This is a genomic window from Cobetia sp. MB87, assembly GCF_011319755.1.
Classification (GTDB): domain Bacteria; phylum Pseudomonadota; class Gammaproteobacteria; order Pseudomonadales; family Halomonadaceae; genus Cobetia.
In genome coordinates, this window is the sequence record NZ_VFBC01000005.1 from 244,710 (window position 1) to 264,494 (window position 19,785).

Consider the following 19,785-nt stretch of genomic DNA (forward strand, 5'->3'; position numbering starts at 1 on the left):
TCAGCGCAGGCGAGCCTGGGTCACCTCGGCACTGCGCAGCTTGACTGCCAGCTTGTCGAGGATCCCGTTAACGTACTTGTGCCCGTCGGTGGCACCGAAGGTCTTGGCCAGCTCGACCCCTTCGTTGATCGCCACGCGATACGGCACTTCCATACGCTTGGACAGCTCGTAGGCGCCCAGACGCAGGATGGCCAGCTCGATCTCGTCAAGATCCTGCAGGCGACGGTCGAGCAGCGGGCTGATGCTGGCATCCAGTTCTTTCTGGAAGCGCGGCACATTGTGCAGCAGCTCGTGGAACAGGGCCTGGTCGGCGATGCGCATCACCTCGACCCAATTCTCGTGCAGCTCGACGTCATCATCGACCTGCTGACCACGGAACTCGGCTTCGATGGTGGTCATGTTCTTGCCGGTCATCTGCCACTGGTAGATGCCCTGCACGGCCAGCTCGCGAGCGGCGCGGCGCGCCTGCTGCTGCTTGGACGGTTCGCGCTCGGTACGTTCCTTGCGTTCGCTCACGCGTCACCTCCCATGGCCTTGAGCAGGGAGACCATTTCCATCGCCGCCATGGCCGCTTCGGTACCCTTGTTGCCAGCCTTGGTGCCGGCACGCTCGATGGCCTGCTCGATGGAATTCACCGTCAGCACGCCATTGGCGACCGGGGTATCGAATTCGAGCTGCAGACGGGACAGCGCGGAGTTGCACTCACCGGCGACATATTCGAAGTGCGGCGTACCACCGCGGATCACCGCACCCAGCGTGATCACGGCGTGCGGCTTGACCTTGGCCAGCACGGCCTTGACGGCCAGCGGAATTTCCCAGGCACCCGGCACGTGGATCAGGTCGATGTTTTCCTCATCGACGCCGTGGCGTACGAGAGAATCGACCGCGCCTTCCACCAGGCTGTCGACGACATGGTGGTTGAAACGCCCGACGACGATGACGTAACGGCCATCGACATTGGTGAAAGTGCCTTCGAGTTGAGCAATCGGTTGCATGGTCAGTCCACAATGCTAGCGCCCCGGAGAACCGGGGCGGGGATATCAATCATACCGGGGAAGGCCGCCAGAATTGCGCGACCTCCCCCGCCATTTGGGGTGCCGAAGCGCTTACGCGCCTGCGGCGTCTGCGCCTGTCTTGCCGGCCGTGTCATCACTGCCGACCAGTTCGACCACTTCGAGGCCAAACCCGGACAGAGCAGAGAATTTCCACGGCGAGCTGAGCAGACGCATCCGGCCGACACCGAGATCCCGAAGGATCTGGGCACCGGTACCGGTAGTCAGATAGTTGCCCGCACCATCGGATTCGTTGGTGCGCGGCGTACGACGTCGTCCGAGGAAGACATCGAGACGATCCTTGTAATCCATCGCGTCGCTGCCGGTGTCCAGCAGTACCAGCACGCCGGCATCGGCGGCGGCGACTTCGGCGAGCGCATCATTGAGCGCCCAGCTGCTGCCCGGCTGACGCAGGGTCAACAGGTCGCGCATCGGGTCCTGCACGTGCACACGCACGGTGGTCAAAGATTCGGCGTTCGGCGTGCCCTTGACCAGCGCCAGGTGGTGACGGCCCTGGATACGATCGCTGAAGCAATGCAGCGTCAGCTCACCGAAGGCGGTCTCGACTTGCTCGCTGTCCAGCACCTCGACGGTCTGCTCATTGTGGATGCGATACTCGATCAGATCCGCAATGGTGCCGACCTTGAGGTCGTGCTCGGCGGCGAAGCGCTCGAGCTCTTCACGACGCGCCATGCTGCCGTCGTCGTTCATGATCTCGCAGATCACGCCGGTCGCGCCAAAGCCCGCCATGGAGGCCAGATCACAGGCCGCCTCGGTATGGCCGGCACGACGCAGCACGCCACCCGGTTCCGCCATCAGCGGGAAGATGTGCCCCGGCTGGACGATGTCCTGCGGGCGCGCATTGCGCGCGGCGGCAGCCTGCACGGTGCGGGCGCGGTCAGCCGCCGAGATACCGGTGGTGACACCTTCGGTGGCCTCGATGGAGAGCGTGAACTTGGTGCCGAAGCCGGAGCCGTTGGCCTGAACCATCAGTGGCAGCTGGAGCTGTTCGCAATGCTCACGCGACATCGGCATGCAGATCAAGCCACGCGCGTGGCGTGCCATGAAGTTGATGTGCTCGGCTGTCACGGCTTCCGCGGCGATGATGATGTCGCCTTCATTCTCACGATCCTCGTCATCCATGAGGATGACCATCTTGCCTTGCCGGATATCCTCGACGAGTGCTGCGATGCCTGATAGCGCCATGCTTGCTCCACTTTACGGGCTGCGCCGGCCCATGCCGGACCCACGCGTATTATCAAAAAGTCGGGCGTCAGGGTACCCCGCCACCCCGTTTTGCGCCAGCACCCAGCGACGCAGCTGTCGCCAGACGGCGGCAAGTGCTTGCGTGACAAGAAGAAATCAGTCGCCGCTCTCCTGCGGGTCTGGCGATGCCAATGGCACTGCGGTGATGCGCCAATCACGCCCCACCGCCCGGATGTCACGAATCTCGACCCGGCGCTGCTGCGCCATGCGATCCAGCCCCGGCAGCGCCAGCAGCGGGCGAGCCTCGCCGCCCAGCAGCGTCGGTGCCATGAAGATCTGCATCTCATCGACCAGCCCCGCCTGGATCATGGCGCCGGCCAGGACCGCGCCGGTCTCCAGCAGCACCTCGTTGGCCTGCTCGTGCTCGGCCAGATGGCGCAGCAGGGCCACAAGGTCCACGCGTCCCTCCGGGCCCGCCGGCAGCGCCAGCACCTCGGCGCCGGCCGCTTCCAACAGTCTGCGCCGTTCTGCCTGAGCCGCTGTCTCATCCGCGACACACACCAGCAGCGTACGACCGGATTGCGCCAGAATGCGCGCCGCCAGCGGCAGACGCAGATGGCTATCCACCACCACGCGCAGCGGCTGACGCGCCACCAGCGCCTCGAGCCCCAGCGGATGGTCTTCGAGCCCGAGCTGGTCGGCGCGCACGTTGAGGCGTGAATCATCGAAGATGACCGACTCGATGCCGCTCATCACCACACTGGAACGTGCACGCAGACGCTGCACGGCGCTGCGCGCTTCGGGGCCGGTGATCCACTGGGATTCGCCGGAGGCCATCGCGGTGCGCCCGTCCAGACTCATGGCCTGCTTGAGGCGCACGAAAGGCCGACCGCGCTCCATGCGTGACAGAAAGCCGGGATTGAGCGCTCGCGCCTCCTGCTCCATCACCCCGACCGTCACCGCGATGCCCGCGCCCTGCAGCAATGCGATGCCGCGCCCGGCAACCTGCGGATTCGGATCACGCATCGCGATCACCACCCGCGACACCCCCGCCGCAATCAAGGCCAGCGAACAAGGGCCGGTGCGCCCGGTGTGGGAGCAGGGCTCCAGCGTCACATAGGCCACGCAGCCCAGCGCGCGCTCGCCCGCCTCTGCCAGCGCATTGACCTCGGCATGCCCTTCCCCGGCACGCACATGAAAACCGCTCGCGATCACCTCGTCAGTCTCGACTTCTACCAGCACACAGCCGACACGCGGATTAGGCTGCGTCGTGTAGCTGCCCAGGCGCGCCAGGCGCAGGGCGTGGGCCATGTGGCGCGCATCACGCGCTGAGGGGGCACTGCGGTCGCGAGAGTGGCTGTCACGGTGAGCACGAGAAGCACGGGGAGAAAGAGACATGCGATACCTTGGCGTGAAACGAGAGAAGGTCAGGCGTAGCCCAGGCGGCGGCCAATACCCCGAGGCCTGAGCCACGCAGCGTGACGCGACAGGACCAGCAGGCGCAGGCCTCGAGGTCATCTGCAAGGATGACCGTGTCGAGACATCAGGGCCGCGCGTCTTCCTCGCCCGGCAGGAAACTGGGCTCCTGGGCGAGACGGTCGATCTCGGCGCGGAACTCATCAAGATCCTGGAAGCGACGATAGACCGAAGCGAAGCGGATATAGGCGACCTGATCCAGCCGCTTGAGCTGCTGCATGACCTCATCACCGATGCGCCGCGCCTCGATCTCACGCTCGCCCGTGGCGCGCAGACGCTGACGAATGCGCTCCACCGCGGCCTCGATCAGCTCGGAGGATACCGGGCGCTTTTCCAGCGCGCGCAGCATGCCGGCCCGCAGCTTGTGTTCATCGAAGCTCTCACGTGAGCCGTCACCCTTGACCACGCGCGGCATGACCAGCTCCGCCGTTTCGTAGGTCGTGAAACGCTCACCGCAGGCCGCGCACTGGCGCCGACGCCGCACCTGGTCACCCTCGACCACCAGTCGGGAATCCGTGACCTTGGTTTCATGAGTTCCACAGAAGGGACAGTGCATGTTGGAGAGCCTGCTTGGGTGCGAGGTGGCTGCGACCCCGCGCGAAGCACAGCGAGGAAGTGGCGCAGCGCAGCCGAATGACAGCGAATGGCGGGTATTGTAACCGTTAAGGCCCCGCCACGGGAGCCTATGTCAGCCTCGACCTATCTGAACTAGCCTTGGGGAGCGACCAAAGGGGCGACAGGAGTTTCCTGCATCGTCGCCCGAGGTGGCCAGCGCGCGGCGAAAGCATCAATCAACCTGCCCGGCAGGCTTGAAATCCCCGCGCGATAACCGAAAGATGATATCAGGGTGCAGCGCCTCACAAGGGCGCTTGCCCGAGCCGTGAAACCCTTTCACGACTGGCGGCGGATGATCTCTGCCGCGAGATTGATCACGATGACGCAAGGAGCTGCGACATGGGAATCATTGCATGGATCATATTCGGTCTTGTTGCCGGCATCATCGCCAAGGTGATCGTGCCCGGCAAGGACCCGGGCGGCATCATCGTCACCAGCATCATCGGCATCCTGGGTGCCGTGGTCGGTGGCTGGGTCGGCACCCTGATGGGCTTCGGTGAAGTGACGGGATTCAATCTGGCCAGCTTTGTCATCGCCGTGCTCGGCGCCGTCATTCTGCTGATTCTGTATCGCGTGCTACGCAAGTAAAGCATGTCATGAAGCGCAGTGGCGTCAGCTGGCTTCGGGCCACATGACGCCAGACAGGACGGCCAGCCGGCACATGCGGGCTGGCCGTCCTGCCTTGCAGGCTTGTCGAATCTGGCCCGAGGCGTGCATGACTCAGGGTCAAAGGCGTCAGACCGTCACCCACGAGCGTCGCTGAGCGATGCACGATTCAGGAATGTCACTCGGCTGCCGCCAGTCGACTTCATCTGATGCGCGCCCTCCTGCCTTGCCATCGGCCCCGCAGGATTGCACCGGCGGGCTTCACGAAGATCACCCGCGACATGCTCTGCCCATTGCGTCTCACGAGGCAGAGCCTGAACGCTTTTGCTGCCATGAGGATTGCCCATGTCCGATACGTCATCTCCCGATCACTCGACATCCACTGCCTCCGGCCCTGCGCCGAGCGAGGGCAACGCCAGGCCACGCACCAGAGTTTCTCTCTCCAGACGCCTCTCGCAGACTGATTTCCAGGCGCACGCCACACGTCTGCTCGCCGAGATCTATCCACAGCGTCATGAGGAAGTTCTCAGACGCCTTGAGACGGTGCTGGATTTCCATCGCACGCGCCTCAACCCTCGCGTGCCGGAAGGCGAGCCGCTCTGGAGCGAGCGCGACCAGTGGCTGATCACCTACGGCGACAGCCTGCAGCAGGAAGGCGAGGCGCCACTGGCGACCCTGCACGACTTCCTCGCCAGCCGACTGGACGACAGCCTGTCAGGTGTCCACGTGCTGCCCTTCTTTCCCTGGAGCAGCGATGACGGCTTCAGCGTCATCCACTATCGCGAGGTCAATCCTGTCCTCGGCGACTGGCAGGACATCCGGCGCCTGAGCGAGCAACGCGACCTGATGGCAGACCTGGTCATCAATCACTGCTCGCGCGAGTCACTGTGGTTCGCCGATTATCTGGCCGGTGTGCAGCCCGGCCGCGACTACTTCATCGAGATGGACCCCGACACCGATGTCTCCGAGGTCGTGCGCCCACGTCCGTCTGCCCTGCTCACGCCGGTGCATACCCGCCGCGGCCTGCGCCATCTTTGGGCAACCTTCTCCGATGACCAGATCGACCTGAACTTCGCCAATCCCGATGTGCTGCTCGAATTCATCGGCATCCTGCTCTACTACCTCGAGCAGGGCGCGGGCATCATTCGCCTCGATGCGGTGGCCTTCCTGTGGAAACGCCAGGGCACCTCCTGCATCCACCTGCCGGAGACACATGCCGTGGTCCGTCTGCTGCGCGCCATCGTCGACCACCTGGCGCCGGGCAGTCTGTTGATCACCGAGACCAACGTGCCCCACGCCGAGAACATGTCCTACTTCGGACTCGATCGTCTGTCACGACACGACCTCACCGCCATCGAAGGCAGCGCCCAGGCCGATGAAGCTCACCTGATCTATCAGTTCACGCTGCCGCCGCTGACCCTGCACACCCTGACCTCCGGCGATGCCAGTGCCCTGACCGAGTGGGCCACCAGCCTGCCGTCGTTGCCGTCCGGCTGCAGCTACTTCAACTTCACCGCCAGTCACGACGGCATCGGCGTGCGCGCGCTGGAAGGCCTGCTGCCCGATCACGAGCGCGACACCCTGGTGCGGCTGGTGCATGACTTCGGTGGCTACGTCAGCATGCGTGCCAACCCGGGCCGCGCCGACACTCCCTATGAGCTCAACATCAGCTACTTCGATGCACTCAAGGGCACGCGGCGCGGCCAGGACCCGTGGCAGATCGAGCGTTTCATCGCCAGTCAGACCCTGATGCTGAGCCTGCAGGGCATCCCGGGGCTGTATATCCATTCGCTGACCGCGACCCCCAATCACCAGGAAGGCGTCGAACGCGATGGCCATCTGCGCGCCATCAACCGCCGCAAGTGGCAGCGTGATGAACTGGAAGCGCTGCTGGCCAGCCCCAACACCGCGACCCATGAGGTCTTCCACGCCCTCAAACGCCGCATGGCACTGCGCCGCAACGAACCCTGCTTCCACCCCGATGCCGATCAGAATGTCTTCGATGTTGGCCCGGACTTCTTCGTCTTCGAGCGCGTCACCCATGAAGGGCGCCGTCTGCTGTTCGCCCTCAATGTCACCGATCAGCCGCGGGTACTGCCACTGCCGGAAAGCTGGCAAGGCGTCGCGCTGACCGACCACCTGTGCCACGACAAGGCCTATGACCCCACCATGGCACGCCGTCCCTATCAGGCGGCCTGGCTGATGGAGCAAGCAGTACGCCCGCCGGCCATCGAGGTCGTCTGACGCCCGCGCTTTCTCCTTCCGCCCACGACAACGGGGCTGCCAGTGGCAGCCCCGTTGTCGTGGGTCTTGCTGTTTCCCGCCGCGAGCGTTACTGGTTGTCCAGTTCCACCGCTTCGTGCATGCGCTCGAGCAGGTCCGGCACGGCTGACTGCACCCGGTTCCAGCTGGGAATGAAGGGCTTGTCGCGCGGGTTGTCGAGGAAGGCGCTGCCGGCATCCATGATGTTGGAGGCGAACAGCTCCACCGCCGCTTCCTCGCTGTGGCGGTCCACCGTCAGGCCATTCATGACGGCGTCGTTGTAGTAGGTCTCGATCAGATCCAGCGCGATACGATAGTAAGTGGCCTTGATGGTGCGGAAGGTCTCGCCGTGCATCTCGACGCCCAGCGTGGCCAGCTTGCGATACATGGCCTTGGCGATATCCAGACTCATGCGATTCAAGCCGCCCAGCGCATCTTCCTCTGACAGCGGCTGATGCTTGTGATCATAGGCATCGGCGATGTCCACCTGACACAGGCGCTTGGTGGAATAGTTGCGATGCACTTCGGACAGCACACCAATCTCCAGCCCCCAGTCGCTGGGGATGCGAATGTCCGCCAGCACGTCGGTGCGCATCGAGAACTCGCCGGACAGCGGATAACGATAGCTATCGAGATAATCCAGATACGGCAGCGGGCCATAGACCTTCTTGAGCGCACGGATCAACGGCGTGACCATCAGGCGTGCCACGCGGCCATTGAGCTTGCCCTGGGCGATGCGCGAGTAATACCCCTTGCAGAATTCGTAGTTGAACTGCGGATGGGCGACCGGGTAGATCAGACGCGCCAGCAAGCCGCGATCATAGGTGACGATATCGCAGTCATGCAGTGCCACTGCCTCGGCAATGCCTGATGACTGCACGTAGCCGGAGCAGTACCAGACGTTGCGCCCCTTGCCGGCCTCCATCGGCGCCAGACCATGCTCGGTCAGCTCTTCATCCAGTGCACGCAGACGTGGCCCATCGTTCCACAGGATGCGGTGATGCTGCGGCAGATGTGAGAAGAACTCCTTGGCATGCTCGAACTGGTCGCGGTCGGCGCGGTCCAGCCCGATCACGATCTCGCTGAGATACGGCACCTGCGCCAGCTCCTCGACGATATGCTTGAGTGCAGGGCCTTCCAGTTCGGAATACAGCGACGGCAGAATCAGGCTCATCGGTCGCTTGCGGGAGAAGCGCATCAGGTCCGCTTCGAGATCTTCCACCGGACGATCGGTCAGGTTATGGAAGTTGGTGATGATGCCATTCTGGTAAAAATCGCTCATGTCAGCTCCTTGTCATGCCGAAGACACGCATCAGGCAGGCGTCAGGCGCCCAGACCTCTGGATGTCCATTCTTCCGGCTGGCCATTGGCCAGCCAGTGACGCAATCCCTCGACCCATCCCTGCGGTCCGGGGAGATTGGCGCGAAAACAGCGGCGTTCATCCGCCAGTATCGGATAATCGGCAAGCTCCCGATCACGCTGCGAGGTATCCCCGATGCCGGGAATCAGCACAGCGTTGTCGACGGCGGCCAGCAGTGGCAGGTCATTGGCGCCATCACCGAAGCCCAGCGTCCAGGGGCGCACCCGCTCACAGAGCCGGTAGCGGGCGATCAGATAGCGCGCTGCCACGCCCTTGTCGCTGTCCCCGGTCACATGATGAAAGCGCCCACCACGTGTCAGCTTGAGGCCATGGCTGGCCAGACGCGTGCGGAATTCCTCGAGACGCTCCGGCGCGTCGCGCCACACCAGCGGTTCACTGGCATCACGCTCACCCGCCAGCGCCGCATCCGCCTCCCCCAACCCCGTCAGCTCGCTGATTCTTGCCACCGACATCGAGGCGAAGCCCTCGAAGGCAAATTCTCCGCTCAGCTTCTCAAGTACCGCGAGAATCCTGTCGCGGGGCATGGCCACCGCGATACGACACAGACCGTGCGCATCCGGGGCGCTGGCCTCCTCCAGTGGATAGGCACTCAGCCAGGAGGCCGGCAGCGCCACGACGCCGCCGTTCTCGGCGATCCACGGCTGACCCGCCAGCCCCAGAGAGTCCATCAGTGGCGTGAGTTCGGCCGCGGTCTTGGAAGTGTTGGGGACGATCCAGGCACCGCGCGCGCGCAGGCGGGTCAGCCAGCTGCGCGCCGGGCCCGGCGAGTAATCATGGTGATCCAGCAGCGAGCCATCCAGATCGGTCAGCAACAACAGCGGTGCTTGAGTCTCTGACATGTGAACTCTCCTCATGAAGTGCTGCAGCGTGTCGGGGGTCACCTCGACAGGATCTCGTGGCACCGGACAGGCATTGCAAGAGCATTGCAGGGAATGTGCCAAGATGGTGCAGAAGCCATGACAGCCTGACCCCTCTCACCGTGACCGTGTTTGTATGCCCGTTCACTTGCACCATAAAAGAGCACAAAGCCTGCCTTGCATGATGCCTCGCCACACGACGGCGCAAATCTTTCGTCACCAACGACGACGCCCTCGCAGATGCGAGGGCGTCGAGTCTTGGGCAAGCGGGCAACGTCTGTAGAGCCTAGACCAGCCACAGCGACAGTTGCGGCCACAGCAGCAACATCGCCAGCACACACAGCTGGATGGCGATGAACGGCAGCAGCGAGACGAAGATATCCTTGAGACTGATGCCTTCCGGTGCCACGCCTTTCAGATAGAAGGCGGCAGGCCCGAAGGGGGGCGACAGGAAGGACACCTGCATGTTGACCGCGAACAGCACGCCGAACCATACCGGGTCGTAGCCAAGCTGCACGATGATCGGCACGAAGATCGGCAGGGTCAGCATCGCGATGCCGATCCAGTCGAGGAACAGCCCCAGCAGCAGCAGGATCGCCATCATCACCATGATGATCGCCAGCGGCGGGATATCCAGGCCGAGAATCATGCTCGACACGAAGCGGTTGCCGCCCATCAGGTTGTAGACCCCGACCAGCGCCGCCGCGCCGATACCGATCCAGATGATCATGCCGCAGGTGTTCATGGTCTGGGACAGCGCACGCTGCATCAGGGTGATGGAGAACTCGCCGCGCAGCATCACCGCCACCAGCACGCCGAAGCTGCCCATCGCCGCGGCTTCGGTCACCGAGGCCACGCCACCGTAGATGGAGCCCAGCACCAGCCCCGCGATGACCGCCGGTACGCCGATGGCCTTGAGCAGCTCACGCTTGCTCTGGAAGCTGGCACGCCGCTCCTCCTCGGGCATCACCGGCCCTAGCGAAGGGTTGCGCAGACAGCGGATCAGCACGTAGATGATGTAGCTTGCCATCAGCACGATGGCCGGGGTGATCGCCGCGGTGAACAGGTCCGCGATCGACTGGTTGGCGATCAGGCCATAGATGATCAGCACGATGGAGGGCGGCATCATGGTGCCCAGCGAGCCCCCGGCACACACCACACCGATGGCGATGTGCTTGTCATAGCCGAGCCTGAGCATCTGCGGCAGGGCCAGAATCCCCAGCAGCACGATCTCACCGCCGATGATGCCGGACATCGCGGCGAGGAAGAACGCCACCACGATGGTCTGGATCGCCACGCCGCCTGGCAGGCGCCCTGCCATCACGCGCATGGCATTGAACAGGTCCTTGGCGATCCCCGAGCGATCCAGCAGCGAGGCCATCAACACGAACATCGGCACCGCCACCAGCGAATACTCGGTGACGAAGCCATAGACACGACTGGTGACCAGCGGCAGCGCCATCGGGCCGAACCAGCCGAAGGTGTAGGCCAATGCCACCAGCCCGGTGACGAAGGCCAGCGGCAATCCCGTGACCAGCAGCGCGAAGATGCCGCCGACCAGCAGCATCGTAGCCGTTGCGATATCCATCAGCGCGGCTCCTTGTGGTCAGCTGCGGCGTCGGAAGCGCCACGCGTCTCAGTGCCGCCCTCAGGCGGGCGGGACGAGAAGAAGGTCTGGTAGAGATGCCACAGCGCCTGCAAGGTCATCACCGCCAGCGCGAACAGGATCACGCCCTTGGTCAGCGCCGGAAACGGCGGATTCCATGAGGTGCCGGAGCGCTCCAGCTGCCACTCGCCCAGCGGACTGTGCGAGGCACGCCAGAACATGACCCAGCCTGCGTAACTCATCGCCAGACAGAAGACGAACGTCATCACGTCATTGAAGCAGTCCAGCACGTAGCGAAAGCGCGTGCCGACCAGGTCGTAGAGCACACGCACGCGAATGTGGCGATTGTTGGCCAGTGCCGCCGGACCACCCAGCGCGAAGCTGGTCGCGACCAGGAAGATCACCGTCTCATGCACCCAGGAGGTCGGCGAATCGAGGCCATAGCGCATCACTACCTCGAACACGCTGATCGCCATCGCCAACAACACCAGCCACGCCGCGGAGCGCGTGCCCTTGCCGACCAGGCGGTCCAGCGGCGTGCGCGTGCCCAGATTCGGGTCGTGGTCATCCGACGCCTCGGGTAGCCCCGGCGACGCCACATCATGTTCTGCCATATCGAATTCCTTGCTGACTCGCTGCCTCAAGGAGAATCGGCGCGCCCAGTGAGCACGCCGACCTTGATCTCCCGCGTCTTTATCGTTCTGCCACCCCGTGGCTGACAGAGTGGCTATCCGCGTGGCTAGCTGACTGGCGCCACGCGGCAACTGGCGCCCATCCCGCGCGCAAGCCGGCTCACATCAGGTTGCGGTCGGTCAGGAAGGTGACCACGGACTCGTAGACCTTGCCGGTCAGCTCGTTCTTCTCGGCCCATACCTTCCACTCCTGCTGGGCGATGCGACGGAACTTGGCGCGTTCTTCCGGCGCCATGTCGATCACCTCGATATCCGGATTGGCTCGCGCCGCGCTCACCGCCTTGAGGTCACGGGCCTTGAGAGTGAAGACCATGTCGTAGGCCATCGAGTCAGTCGCAGTCTCCATGATCGCCTTCAGATCCGCCGGCAGGCCGTCCCAGATGCCCTTGTTCATCGACACCGCCACCATCGGCAACGAGTGGAAGCCCGGGTAGGACGGATACTTGGCGAAGCTGTGCAGGCCCTGGTCATCATTGGTGGCGAAGACGGTGTAATCCGCCGCGTCGATCACGCCCTTCTCCAGGCCGGTGTAGACCTCGGAGCCCGGCAGGTTGACGGGCGCCGCGCCGGCCTTCTGGAAGATGTTGTAGACCATGCCTTCCGGGGCACGCACCTTGAGGCCCTTGAGGTCATCGACGGTACGCACCGGCTTCTTGGAGACGAAGGACTCAAGCCCGGTGGCGCCCGCGCCGATCAGATGCACGCCGTAGGGCTCGACCAGCTCGTTGTAGAGCGCTTCACCGCCGCCGTGCTGCATGTATTCGAGATATTCCAGCGGGTCACCCCAGGCACCTACCAGGTTGCCCAGCATGCCGAAGGCCGGATTCTGGCCCGAGAAGTAGGACGGGTCCGTCAGGTGGCCCTGCAGGATGCCGGCGCTGACGGCGTCCAGCGTCTGGTTGGCCTGCACCACGGCATTGACCGGCAGGATCTCGATGGCGATGCGGCCATCCGACATGGTCTTGATGTTCTCGGCCCAGGCCTTCTTGACCTCGAACTGCGGCTCACCGGCCGTCTCGGAGGTCTGGAAGGTCCATTCGTACTCGGCGGCCCAGCTCGGTGTGGCGACCAGCGCGGCGCCCACGGCGGTGGACAGGGCCAGCGCCTTGAGCGTGACACGGGCGGGTGCGGCAGTGGTGAGCGGCGAGGTAGTGGAACGCGGCATGGTGAAACTCCTGACTTGTTGTTATGACGTGTTATGACGTTCTGTGGACAATGGAAGACGTGCAGGCACTTCTCGGCGTGGCGAACGCCACGAGGTGCCGTTCACTCGCTTGATAGCGGTGCAGACAGACTGGGCAGCTGGCCGAAGCGGCGCAGCAGCTCCAGCGGTTCCTGGGCGCGCCCGGCGGGATGACTGCCTTCAGAGGCCACAGGCATGGCAAGCCCGAGGTCCTGGCCGGTGCGGTCCAGTACATGCAGGGTCGCGGCGTGGGCGGCATCGGGCTGGCGTAGACGGATCGCCTCCATCACTGCGCGATGGCGGCCGAGGCTGTCACCCAGCTCCGAGGCATTGTGATTGGAAGTCGCCACCAGCAGGCTGATCGACGGCTTGAGCACATGGCCAAGCTGCGCCCAGATGACATTGTGGGTCGCGGCGAAGATGGCGTCATGGAAGGCGATATCGGCACGGTCGAACTCCTCCATGGCGCTGCCGCCATGCACCGCTGCAGCCATGCCGTCGTAGGCCTGCTCGATGGCGGACAGGTCCTGGGCGGTGGCCTCGGTGGCCGCCAGGGCGGCGACGAAGGGTTCGATGGAGATGCGGAAGGCGTAGATGTCCCGCGCCAGCTGCGGATGTGGCATCGCGTAGCGCGTCATCCAGCCGGTGACACGCGGATCGAGCAGATGCCACTCGCTGAGAGGATTGACGCGGGTGCCCTGGCCGGTGGTGCGGGTGAGAATCCCGGCATTGACCAGGCTCTGGATCGCAGTGCGCACGGTGGCGCGGCTCTGGGCGTGCTGATCACACAGGTCCAGCTCACGAGGAATCAGGCTGCCCGGCGGGTAGCGATTCTCGAAGATGGCCTGCGCCAGCCATTCGGCGACATCGACACGCGCGGTCGAGGTGTCGCCGGCGTTAGCCTCTGCTGCGGACTCGGGCGTAGAAGAAGAGGCTTTGGCGCGCGGGCTGCCGCCAGGGGCACTCGTGGGAGGCGTGGTCATGATCGAACGTTCCTTGATGGCGTGGCGCGTCATTTGTAACTCGCGCACATCCTTCACGGGATGCATCGCGGCGCGCTCTTGTCCGTCAAGGAATAGCCCATGTCAGACATGCCAACAAGACACCCTAGACCAAGGGTGAGACCCGACTTTGGTCACACTTTTACGCAACCCCATGTTGCGAAAGGACTATTCAGGTGCTGGCAATTTCCCCGTGTGCTGGCGTCATGCCGTGAATCGCACACGCCCGATCGACACCGTACGCTCGGCACCGCTGTCCGCGACCACCGTTCTCAGCGCTTCCTCGCCTGCCGCGCCGAAGCTGGCCGACAGCTCGATCTGGCTGACGCCCTGGGCGACCAGTTCACTGACCAGCCGCTCGGCGGCCCTCAGCGTCCCCAGCGTGGCGACGGAAATGCGGACCTCGCCGCTGCCCTGACTGCTCAATGAGGTATTGCCGCTGTTCTCGACCAGGATCAGAAAGGCATGGTGCTGCATGACGGCCATGGAAGCCTCCTTGCACGAAGATGAGCAGAGTGTGTCCGGCATCGAGAATAGCGTAGCGCGTCCGCCCTCAGGCACAGGCTGATCTTTCTGAGCGCTGGTTGACCACTCTCCCACCCCGCTGTGCACCACGCCACTCGGCCTCGGCTGGCCGTGGTGCGGGCACAAAAAAACGCCTGCCGCTTGCGCGACAGGCGTTTCTTGTCTGGTGCATGACAGCGTTACGCCACTGTCAGCCCTGCTGCAGTGAGGGCCAGCCGGGCTGGCACCTCATCACGCCTCAGGCGTAGACCGGCAGACGTGCACAGACGGCGGAGACCTTGGCCTGCACCTCTGCTTCGGCAGCGGCGGAATCGCCGGCGACCATCGCGTCGAGGATGTCGCAGATCCAGCCGGCCAGTTCCAGACACTCCTGCTCCTGGAAACCACGCGTGGTGACGGCCGGAGTACCGATGCGCAGACCGGAGGTGACGAACGGCGACTGCGGGTCACCCGGTACGGCGTTCTTGTTGACGGTGATGTGGGCACGGCCCAGCGCAGCGTCAGCGTCCTTGCCGGTCAGGCCCTGCTTGACCAGAGACAGCAGGAACAGGTGGTCTTCGGTGCCGCCGGAGACGACTTCGAAGCCGCGCTCCAGGAACACGGACGCCATCGCCTTGGCGTTCTTGACCACTTGCTTCTGGTAAGTGGTGAAGGCCGGGTCCATCGCTTCCTTGAAGCACACTGCCTTGGCCGCGATGACGTGCATCAGCGGGCCGCCCTGGCCGCCCGGGAAGACAGCGGAGTTCAGCTTCTTCTCGATGTCGGCATTGCCTTCGGCGGACAGGATCAGGCCGCCACGCGGACCGCGCAGGGTCTTGTGCGTGGTGGTGGTGACGACGTGGGCGTGGGGCAGCGGGCTCGGGTAGACGCCAGCGGCGACCAGACCGGCCACGTGGGCCATGTCGACCAGCAGGTAGGCACCCACTTCGTCGGCGATCTTGCGGAACTCGGCCCAGTCGATGATCTGGGAGTAGGCGGAGAAGCCGGCGATGATCATCTTCGGCTTGTGCTCACGCGCCAGACGCGCGACTTCGGCGTAGTCGATCAGGCCGTTCTCGCCCAGACCGTACTGCACGGCATTGTAGTGCTTGCCGGAGAAGTTCGGACGTGCACCGTGAGTCAGGTGACCACCCGCGTCCAGGCTCATGCCCAGAATGGTGTCGCCCGGCGAGACCAGCGCCTGGAAGACGGCACTGTTGGCCTGGGAACCGGCGTGCGGCTGAACGTTGGCGTAGGTGGCACTGAACAGTTCGCAGGCACGATCGATGGCCAGCTGCTCGACCTTGTCGACGAACTCGCAACCGCCGTAGTAACGCTTGCCCGGGTAACCTTCCGCGTACTTGTTGGTCAGCTGGGAGCCTTGCGCCTGGATGACGCGGGGGCTGGCGTAGTTCTCGGAGGCGATCAGCTCGATGTGAGCTTCCTGGCGAACGACTTCGTCGTCCATGGCGCTCAGGAGCGCATCATCAAAACCGGCAATCTGCATGTCACGGGTGAACATCGGGTGTCCTCGCCTGAAGGGTGATGACGACAGCGAATTCCGGCGCGGCCGGCTCGCCATCTGGGGGTAAGATCAGGACCAGCATGATACCTCAGCCAGCGGTGCGATTCACATGAATCAGCATCATTGTTAACGCAAGGCGGCCCCATGACCGAGACGACGATCATGTGGCCGCAGGTTGACGTCGTCTGGCGTCATCATCCGGCGCTGCGATGACGAGGCCTGACACTGCTCACTGCAGGGCGCGCAGCCCCGCCATCGGCGGCTGGCGCCTCACGTCTCTCGACAGCCAGAAGCCCAGCCCGCCGATCAGCACGCCACCCGCCAGCGGCAGCAGCACCCACAGCCAGGGATGCAGCACCACCGGCAGCCCCAGCCAGCCGGAATAGAGTCCGACCGCCGCGCCTTCAGCGAGCATCGCCGCCAGCAGCCCACTGAGCAGGCCGAGCAGCACGAACTCAGCGGCCTGCAGGCGTGCCAGCAGCCCCTGACCTGCGCCGAACACCTTGTACAGCGCGCCTTCATGCTCACGTGCCGGACGACTGGCCACCAGCGCCGCGTAGAGCACGCTGGCCCCCGCCAGCAGCACCAGCCCCAGAATCAGCTCCACCGCACGCGACACCTGGGCGATCAGCTCCTGCACGCGGGTCAGGATGGCGTCGATATTGATCAACGACACGCTGGGGTAGTCGCGCACCAGCGGCGCCAGCTTGCGCTCATCCTCGAGATGAAACGCCGTCATGTAGCTGTGGGCGAAGCTCTCGAGCGCACCGGGCGGGAAGATGACGTAGAAGTTGGGCAGGAAGCTGTCCCAGTCGACATGACGCAGATTGACCACCTGCGCCTTGACGGTCTCGCTGCCGATGGTGAACGACAGGCTGTCACCGATGACCAGCCCCATGCGCTCGGCAAGCTCCTCCTCCATCGACACCGGCACGCCCTGCGTGGCGGCGAGGCGACTGCGCGTCTCGCTGTCTGCATCGGCAAAGTCACTGATCGGCGCCCACTCGCCCGCCGACAGGCGGTTGTGGTCCGGCAGATCACGATGCCAGGTCAGGTTCAGCTCACGCTGCGGGACGCCCTGCTGCGCACCATCCCCCTCGTCACTGCGCCCTTCCTGCATGCCGCCTGCCGCCGGCTGATCAGACTGGGCCGACGTATTGCTGCCAGCAGCCTGGAGTCGCTGCTGGGTGCGCCCCAGCAGCGACTCGCCCTTGAGCGCCGTGATGCGTCCACGCACCATCGGATAGAGCTCGCTCTGGCTGTCGCCGGCCTGCTCATCCACCATTGCGGTCAGCTGCTCGCCGAAGGCCTGCTGCTCTCCGGGCTGGATATTGATCGCGAAGTGATTGGGCGCATCGGTCGGAATCTGCGCCTGCCAGCGGGTGATCAGGTCACCGCGTACCAGCGCGATCAACGCCATCGCCGCGAAGGTCACGGCAAAGGCCACCAACTGACCGAGGCTGGCACCGCGCCGCCTGGCCAGCATGCCGCCGGCGAGGCGAATCGGCCGACTCCAGCCGCCCTGACCGCGCATGCGTGCCACTACCTTGAGCATCAGCGACAGCAGCAGCTGCCCCACCACCATCAGCAGCCCCAGCGCGATGATGCCACCGACCAGCAGGCCGGCCGCCAGCATGAGGTCACCCGAGTAGAGCCACATCAGGGCGCCGAACACCAGACTGGCGATCGCCACCACCACCCACGCCGAGGCAGGCAGCGGGGCCAGTTCACGCCGCAGCACCTTGAGTGCGCTGACCTGACGCAGGCGCAGCAGCATCGGGCCGGCAAAGCCGACCAGCACCGCCAGCGCCGTCAGAATCCCCAACGCCAGCGGCAGCGGCCCCGGTGCGGGCAGCTCCAGCGGTAGGAAGCGCTCCAGCAGCGCCACCAGCCCCATCTGCCCCAACAGGCCCAGCACCGCACCCCCGGTACTCGCCAACAGGGCCAACCAGCCAAGCTGGGCCGCGAACAGCCGCGACAGTTGACGCTGAGAGGCACCGAAGCAGCGCCACAGTGCGGCGCTATCCAGATGACGTTCCACATAGCGGCGCGTCGACATCGCCACCGCGACCCCGGCCAGCAGCACCGCCACCAGCCCGGCCAGACTCAGGTACTTGTCGGCACGCTCCAGTGAGCGCCCCAGACGCGGGCGGTCTTCGCGCACGTCCTTGAGGCGCACCTCGGCGTTGTCGGCACTCGCCAGCAGCGGCGCGATGGCATCTCGTGCCTGCTGCACCGCCGCCGGATCGCCCGCCGCCAGCAGGCGATATTCCATCCGCGAGCCGGGCTGGATCAGACCGGTGGCGTCGAGATCCTGCATGTTGAACATCAGGCGCGGACTGAACTCGGAAAAGCCGCCCTGCTGATCAGGCTCACGCGTGATCAGGCCACTGATGATCAGCTGCTTGCGCCCGACCGTCAGGGTGTCGCCGACCTCCGCCGACAGCGCCATGGCCAGGCGCGGTACGATCCACGCCTCGCCCGGCGGCGGAATCTCCGCACGCGAGCTGGTGCCTGGTGCCTGCGCCTCCTCGCCCGAGGCATCCGACTCCAGCTCCACCCGTCCGGCGAGCGGATAGCCCGGCGACACCGCCTTGAGGCTCGACAGCACGAAGCTGTCACCGTGCGAGGCCATCGAGACCATGCCCAGCTGCGGCGACATCTCAAGCCCCGCAGCGCGGAAGGCCTCGGCGAAGCGCGGGTCGAGCGGGTTGCTGGACTCCAGCACCAGGTCACCGCCGAGCAGCTGGCTCGCCTGGCGATTGAGGCCACGATCGAGACGATCCAGGAAGAAGCCGATCATGGTGGTCGCGGCGACCGCCAGCATCAGCGCCAGAAAGAGGGCGCGCACATCACTGGCGCGCAGGTCGCGCAGCAGGCCACGCAGCGCCAGCGGCAAGCGTGCCGCACGCGTGCGCTGGGCATCGGCGGAAGATGTCGCCGCACGATCAGACACCCGGGACTCAGACATCGTCGCCTCCTTGTGGCGTCGCCACGGCCGGCGCACTCGCGTCATCCTTCCACTCCACCAGCTTGCCGGCCTCGAGATTCAGGCAGCGATCACAGCGCCTGGCCAGCGTCAGGTCATGGGTGACCAGAATCAGCGTGGTGCCCCGCTCGCGGTTGAGGGTGAACAGCAGCTCCGCGATGCGCTCGCCCGTGGCAGTGTCCAGATTGCCGGTCGGCTCATCGGCGAACACCAGTCCCGGCCCCGCGACGAAGGCGCGCGCGATGGCCACGCGCTGTTGCTCGCCGCCAGACAGATGGCGCGGCAGGTGATCGAGTCGCTCTCCCAGCCCGACCCGCGTCAGCCAGTCACGTGCCTGCGCCTCGATATCGCCCTGCGGGGCCAGCTCCAGCGGCATCAGCACGTTTTCCAGCGCCGTCAGCGTCGGCAGCAGCTGGAAGTTCTGGAACACGAAGCCGACCTGTCCCGCGCGCAGCGCCGCGCGGCCATCCTCGTCAAGCCCCGCCAAGGAGCTTCCGAACAGGCGGATATCGCCCTCGCTCGGGCTGTCCAGCCCCGCCAGCAGGCCCAGGAGCGTCGACTTGCCGGAACCACTGGCCCCGATGATGGCGACGCTCTCCCCTGCCTGCACGGCAAGCTCAAGATCCTCGAGGATGGTCAGGCGCCCTTCGCCACTGGTCACCCGCTGCGCCAGCCCGCTCACTTCCAGCACCGGTGCAGGCGCTGCGCTGGTCTGCACGTCTGACGAGGTTTGATCCGAGGCATGCATCGCGTCGTTAATGGAGGTGTTATGTGACATCGTGTCTGCTCGCTTATGGTAGAGAACGGGGTGGGCACGAACTCCAGACCCC

At 64.9% G+C, this 19,785-nt stretch carries 17 protein-coding genes; 2 read left to right on the forward strand and 15 right to left on the reverse strand.

Annotated features, from left to right (window positions below; genetic code table 11):
- From nusB to nrdR, 5 genes are all read right to left on the reverse strand, one after another.
- Entirely contained in the window at positions 1-516 is a 516-nt protein-coding gene (gene nusB, locus CDPAHKCJ_RS04390) for a transcription antitermination factor NusB (protein ID WP_043331373.1), read from the reverse strand.
- A complete protein-coding gene (ribE, locus tag CDPAHKCJ_RS04395; RefSeq protein ID WP_043331374.1) occupies positions 513-995 on the reverse strand; it encodes a 6,7-dimethyl-8-ribityllumazine synthase in 483 nt (160 codons plus the stop codon). Before ribE ends, nusB begins: the two co-directional genes overlap by 4 nt.
- A gap of 111 nt (positions 996-1,106) precedes the next feature.
- A complete protein-coding gene (ribBA, locus tag CDPAHKCJ_RS04400; protein WP_166018815.1) occupies positions 1,107-2,258 on the reverse strand; it encodes a bifunctional 3,4-dihydroxy-2-butanone-4-phosphate synthase/GTP cyclohydrolase II in 1,152 nt (383 codons plus the stop codon).
- A gap of 156 nt (positions 2,259-2,414) precedes the next feature.
- Positions 2,415-3,569: a bifunctional diaminohydroxyphosphoribosylaminopyrimidine deaminase/5-amino-6-(5-phosphoribosylamino)uracil reductase RibD gene (gene ribD, locus CDPAHKCJ_RS04405; RefSeq protein ID WP_240916666.1), complete on the reverse strand. Its 1,155-nt coding sequence runs from the start codon at positions 3,567-3,569 to the stop codon at positions 2,415-2,417.
- A gap of 232 nt (positions 3,570-3,801) precedes the next feature.
- The gene (nrdR, locus tag CDPAHKCJ_RS04410; protein ID WP_043331377.1) at positions 3,802-4,290 is read right to left on the reverse strand and encodes a transcriptional regulator NrdR; all 489 of its coding nucleotides are present in this window, start codon (positions 4,288-4,290) and stop codon (positions 3,802-3,804) included.
- A gap of 398 nt (positions 4,291-4,688) precedes the next feature.
- Here nrdR and CDPAHKCJ_RS04415 point away from each other — a divergent pair, with 398 nt between their 5' ends.
- Positions 4,689-4,937 (forward strand): GlsB/YeaQ/YmgE family stress response membrane protein, encoded by a 249-nt coding sequence (locus CDPAHKCJ_RS04415; RefSeq protein ID WP_166018817.1) that lies wholly within the window; start codon positions 4,689-4,691, stop codon positions 4,935-4,937.
- A gap of 363 nt (positions 4,938-5,300) precedes the next feature.
- Entirely contained in the window at positions 5,301-7,199 is a 1,899-nt protein-coding gene (locus tag CDPAHKCJ_RS04420; RefSeq protein ID WP_166018818.1) for a sugar phosphorylase, read from the forward strand.
- A gap of 88 nt (positions 7,200-7,287) precedes the next feature.
- Here the strand turns inward: CDPAHKCJ_RS04420 and CDPAHKCJ_RS04425 are convergent, their stop codons facing one another.
- From CDPAHKCJ_RS04425 to CDPAHKCJ_RS04470, 10 genes are all read right to left on the reverse strand, one after another.
- Complete coding sequence (locus CDPAHKCJ_RS04425; protein WP_166018819.1) at positions 7,288-8,499, reverse strand: glycosyl transferase; 1,212 nt, start codon at positions 8,497-8,499, stop codon at positions 7,288-7,290.
- 41 nt (positions 8,500-8,540) lie between these two features.
- Positions 8,541-9,437, reverse strand: coding sequence for an HAD-IIB family hydrolase (locus CDPAHKCJ_RS04430; protein WP_166018820.1), 897 nt, complete (start codon positions 9,435-9,437; stop codon positions 8,541-8,543).
- Between the two features lie 304 nt (positions 9,438-9,741).
- Positions 9,742-11,043 carry a TRAP transporter large permease subunit gene (locus CDPAHKCJ_RS04435; RefSeq protein ID WP_043331381.1) on the reverse strand — a complete coding sequence of 434 codons (1,302 nt, stop codon included), beginning with the start codon at positions 11,041-11,043 and terminating at the stop codon, positions 9,742-9,744.
- Positions 11,043-11,675, reverse strand: a complete 633-nt coding sequence (locus CDPAHKCJ_RS04440; RefSeq protein ID WP_166018821.1) for a TRAP transporter small permease — start codon at positions 11,673-11,675, stop codon at positions 11,043-11,045. Before CDPAHKCJ_RS04440 ends, CDPAHKCJ_RS04435 begins: the two co-directional genes overlap by 1 nt.
- 178 nt (positions 11,676-11,853) lie before the next feature.
- The gene (locus tag CDPAHKCJ_RS04445; protein WP_166018822.1) at positions 11,854-12,918 is read right to left on the reverse strand and encodes a TRAP transporter substrate-binding protein; all 1,065 of its coding nucleotides are present in this window, start codon (positions 12,916-12,918) and stop codon (positions 11,854-11,856) included.
- Between the two features lie 101 nt (positions 12,919-13,019).
- Complete coding sequence (locus CDPAHKCJ_RS04450; RefSeq protein ID WP_166018823.1) at positions 13,020-13,919, reverse strand: FCD domain-containing protein; 900 nt, start codon at positions 13,917-13,919, stop codon at positions 13,020-13,022.
- 222 nt (positions 13,920-14,141) lie between these two features.
- Positions 14,142-14,423, reverse strand: coding sequence for a hypothetical protein (locus CDPAHKCJ_RS04455; protein WP_107336213.1), 282 nt, complete (start codon positions 14,421-14,423; stop codon positions 14,142-14,144).
- Between the two features lie 277 nt (positions 14,424-14,700).
- Entirely contained in the window at positions 14,701-15,963 is a 1,263-nt protein-coding gene (glyA, locus tag CDPAHKCJ_RS04460; protein WP_166018824.1) for a serine hydroxymethyltransferase, read from the reverse strand.
- 232 nt (positions 15,964-16,195) lie between these two features.
- Complete coding sequence (locus tag CDPAHKCJ_RS04465) at positions 16,196-18,937, reverse strand: FtsX-like permease family protein (protein ID WP_240916646.1); 2,742 nt, start codon at positions 18,935-18,937, stop codon at positions 16,196-16,198.
- Positions 18,930-19,733: an ABC transporter ATP-binding protein gene (locus tag CDPAHKCJ_RS04470; protein WP_166018825.1), complete on the reverse strand. Its 804-nt coding sequence runs from the start codon at positions 19,731-19,733 to the stop codon at positions 18,930-18,932. The genes CDPAHKCJ_RS04465 and CDPAHKCJ_RS04470 overlap by 8 nt, the downstream gene beginning before the upstream one ends.
- Between the last annotated feature and the right edge of the window lie 52 nt (positions 19,734-19,785).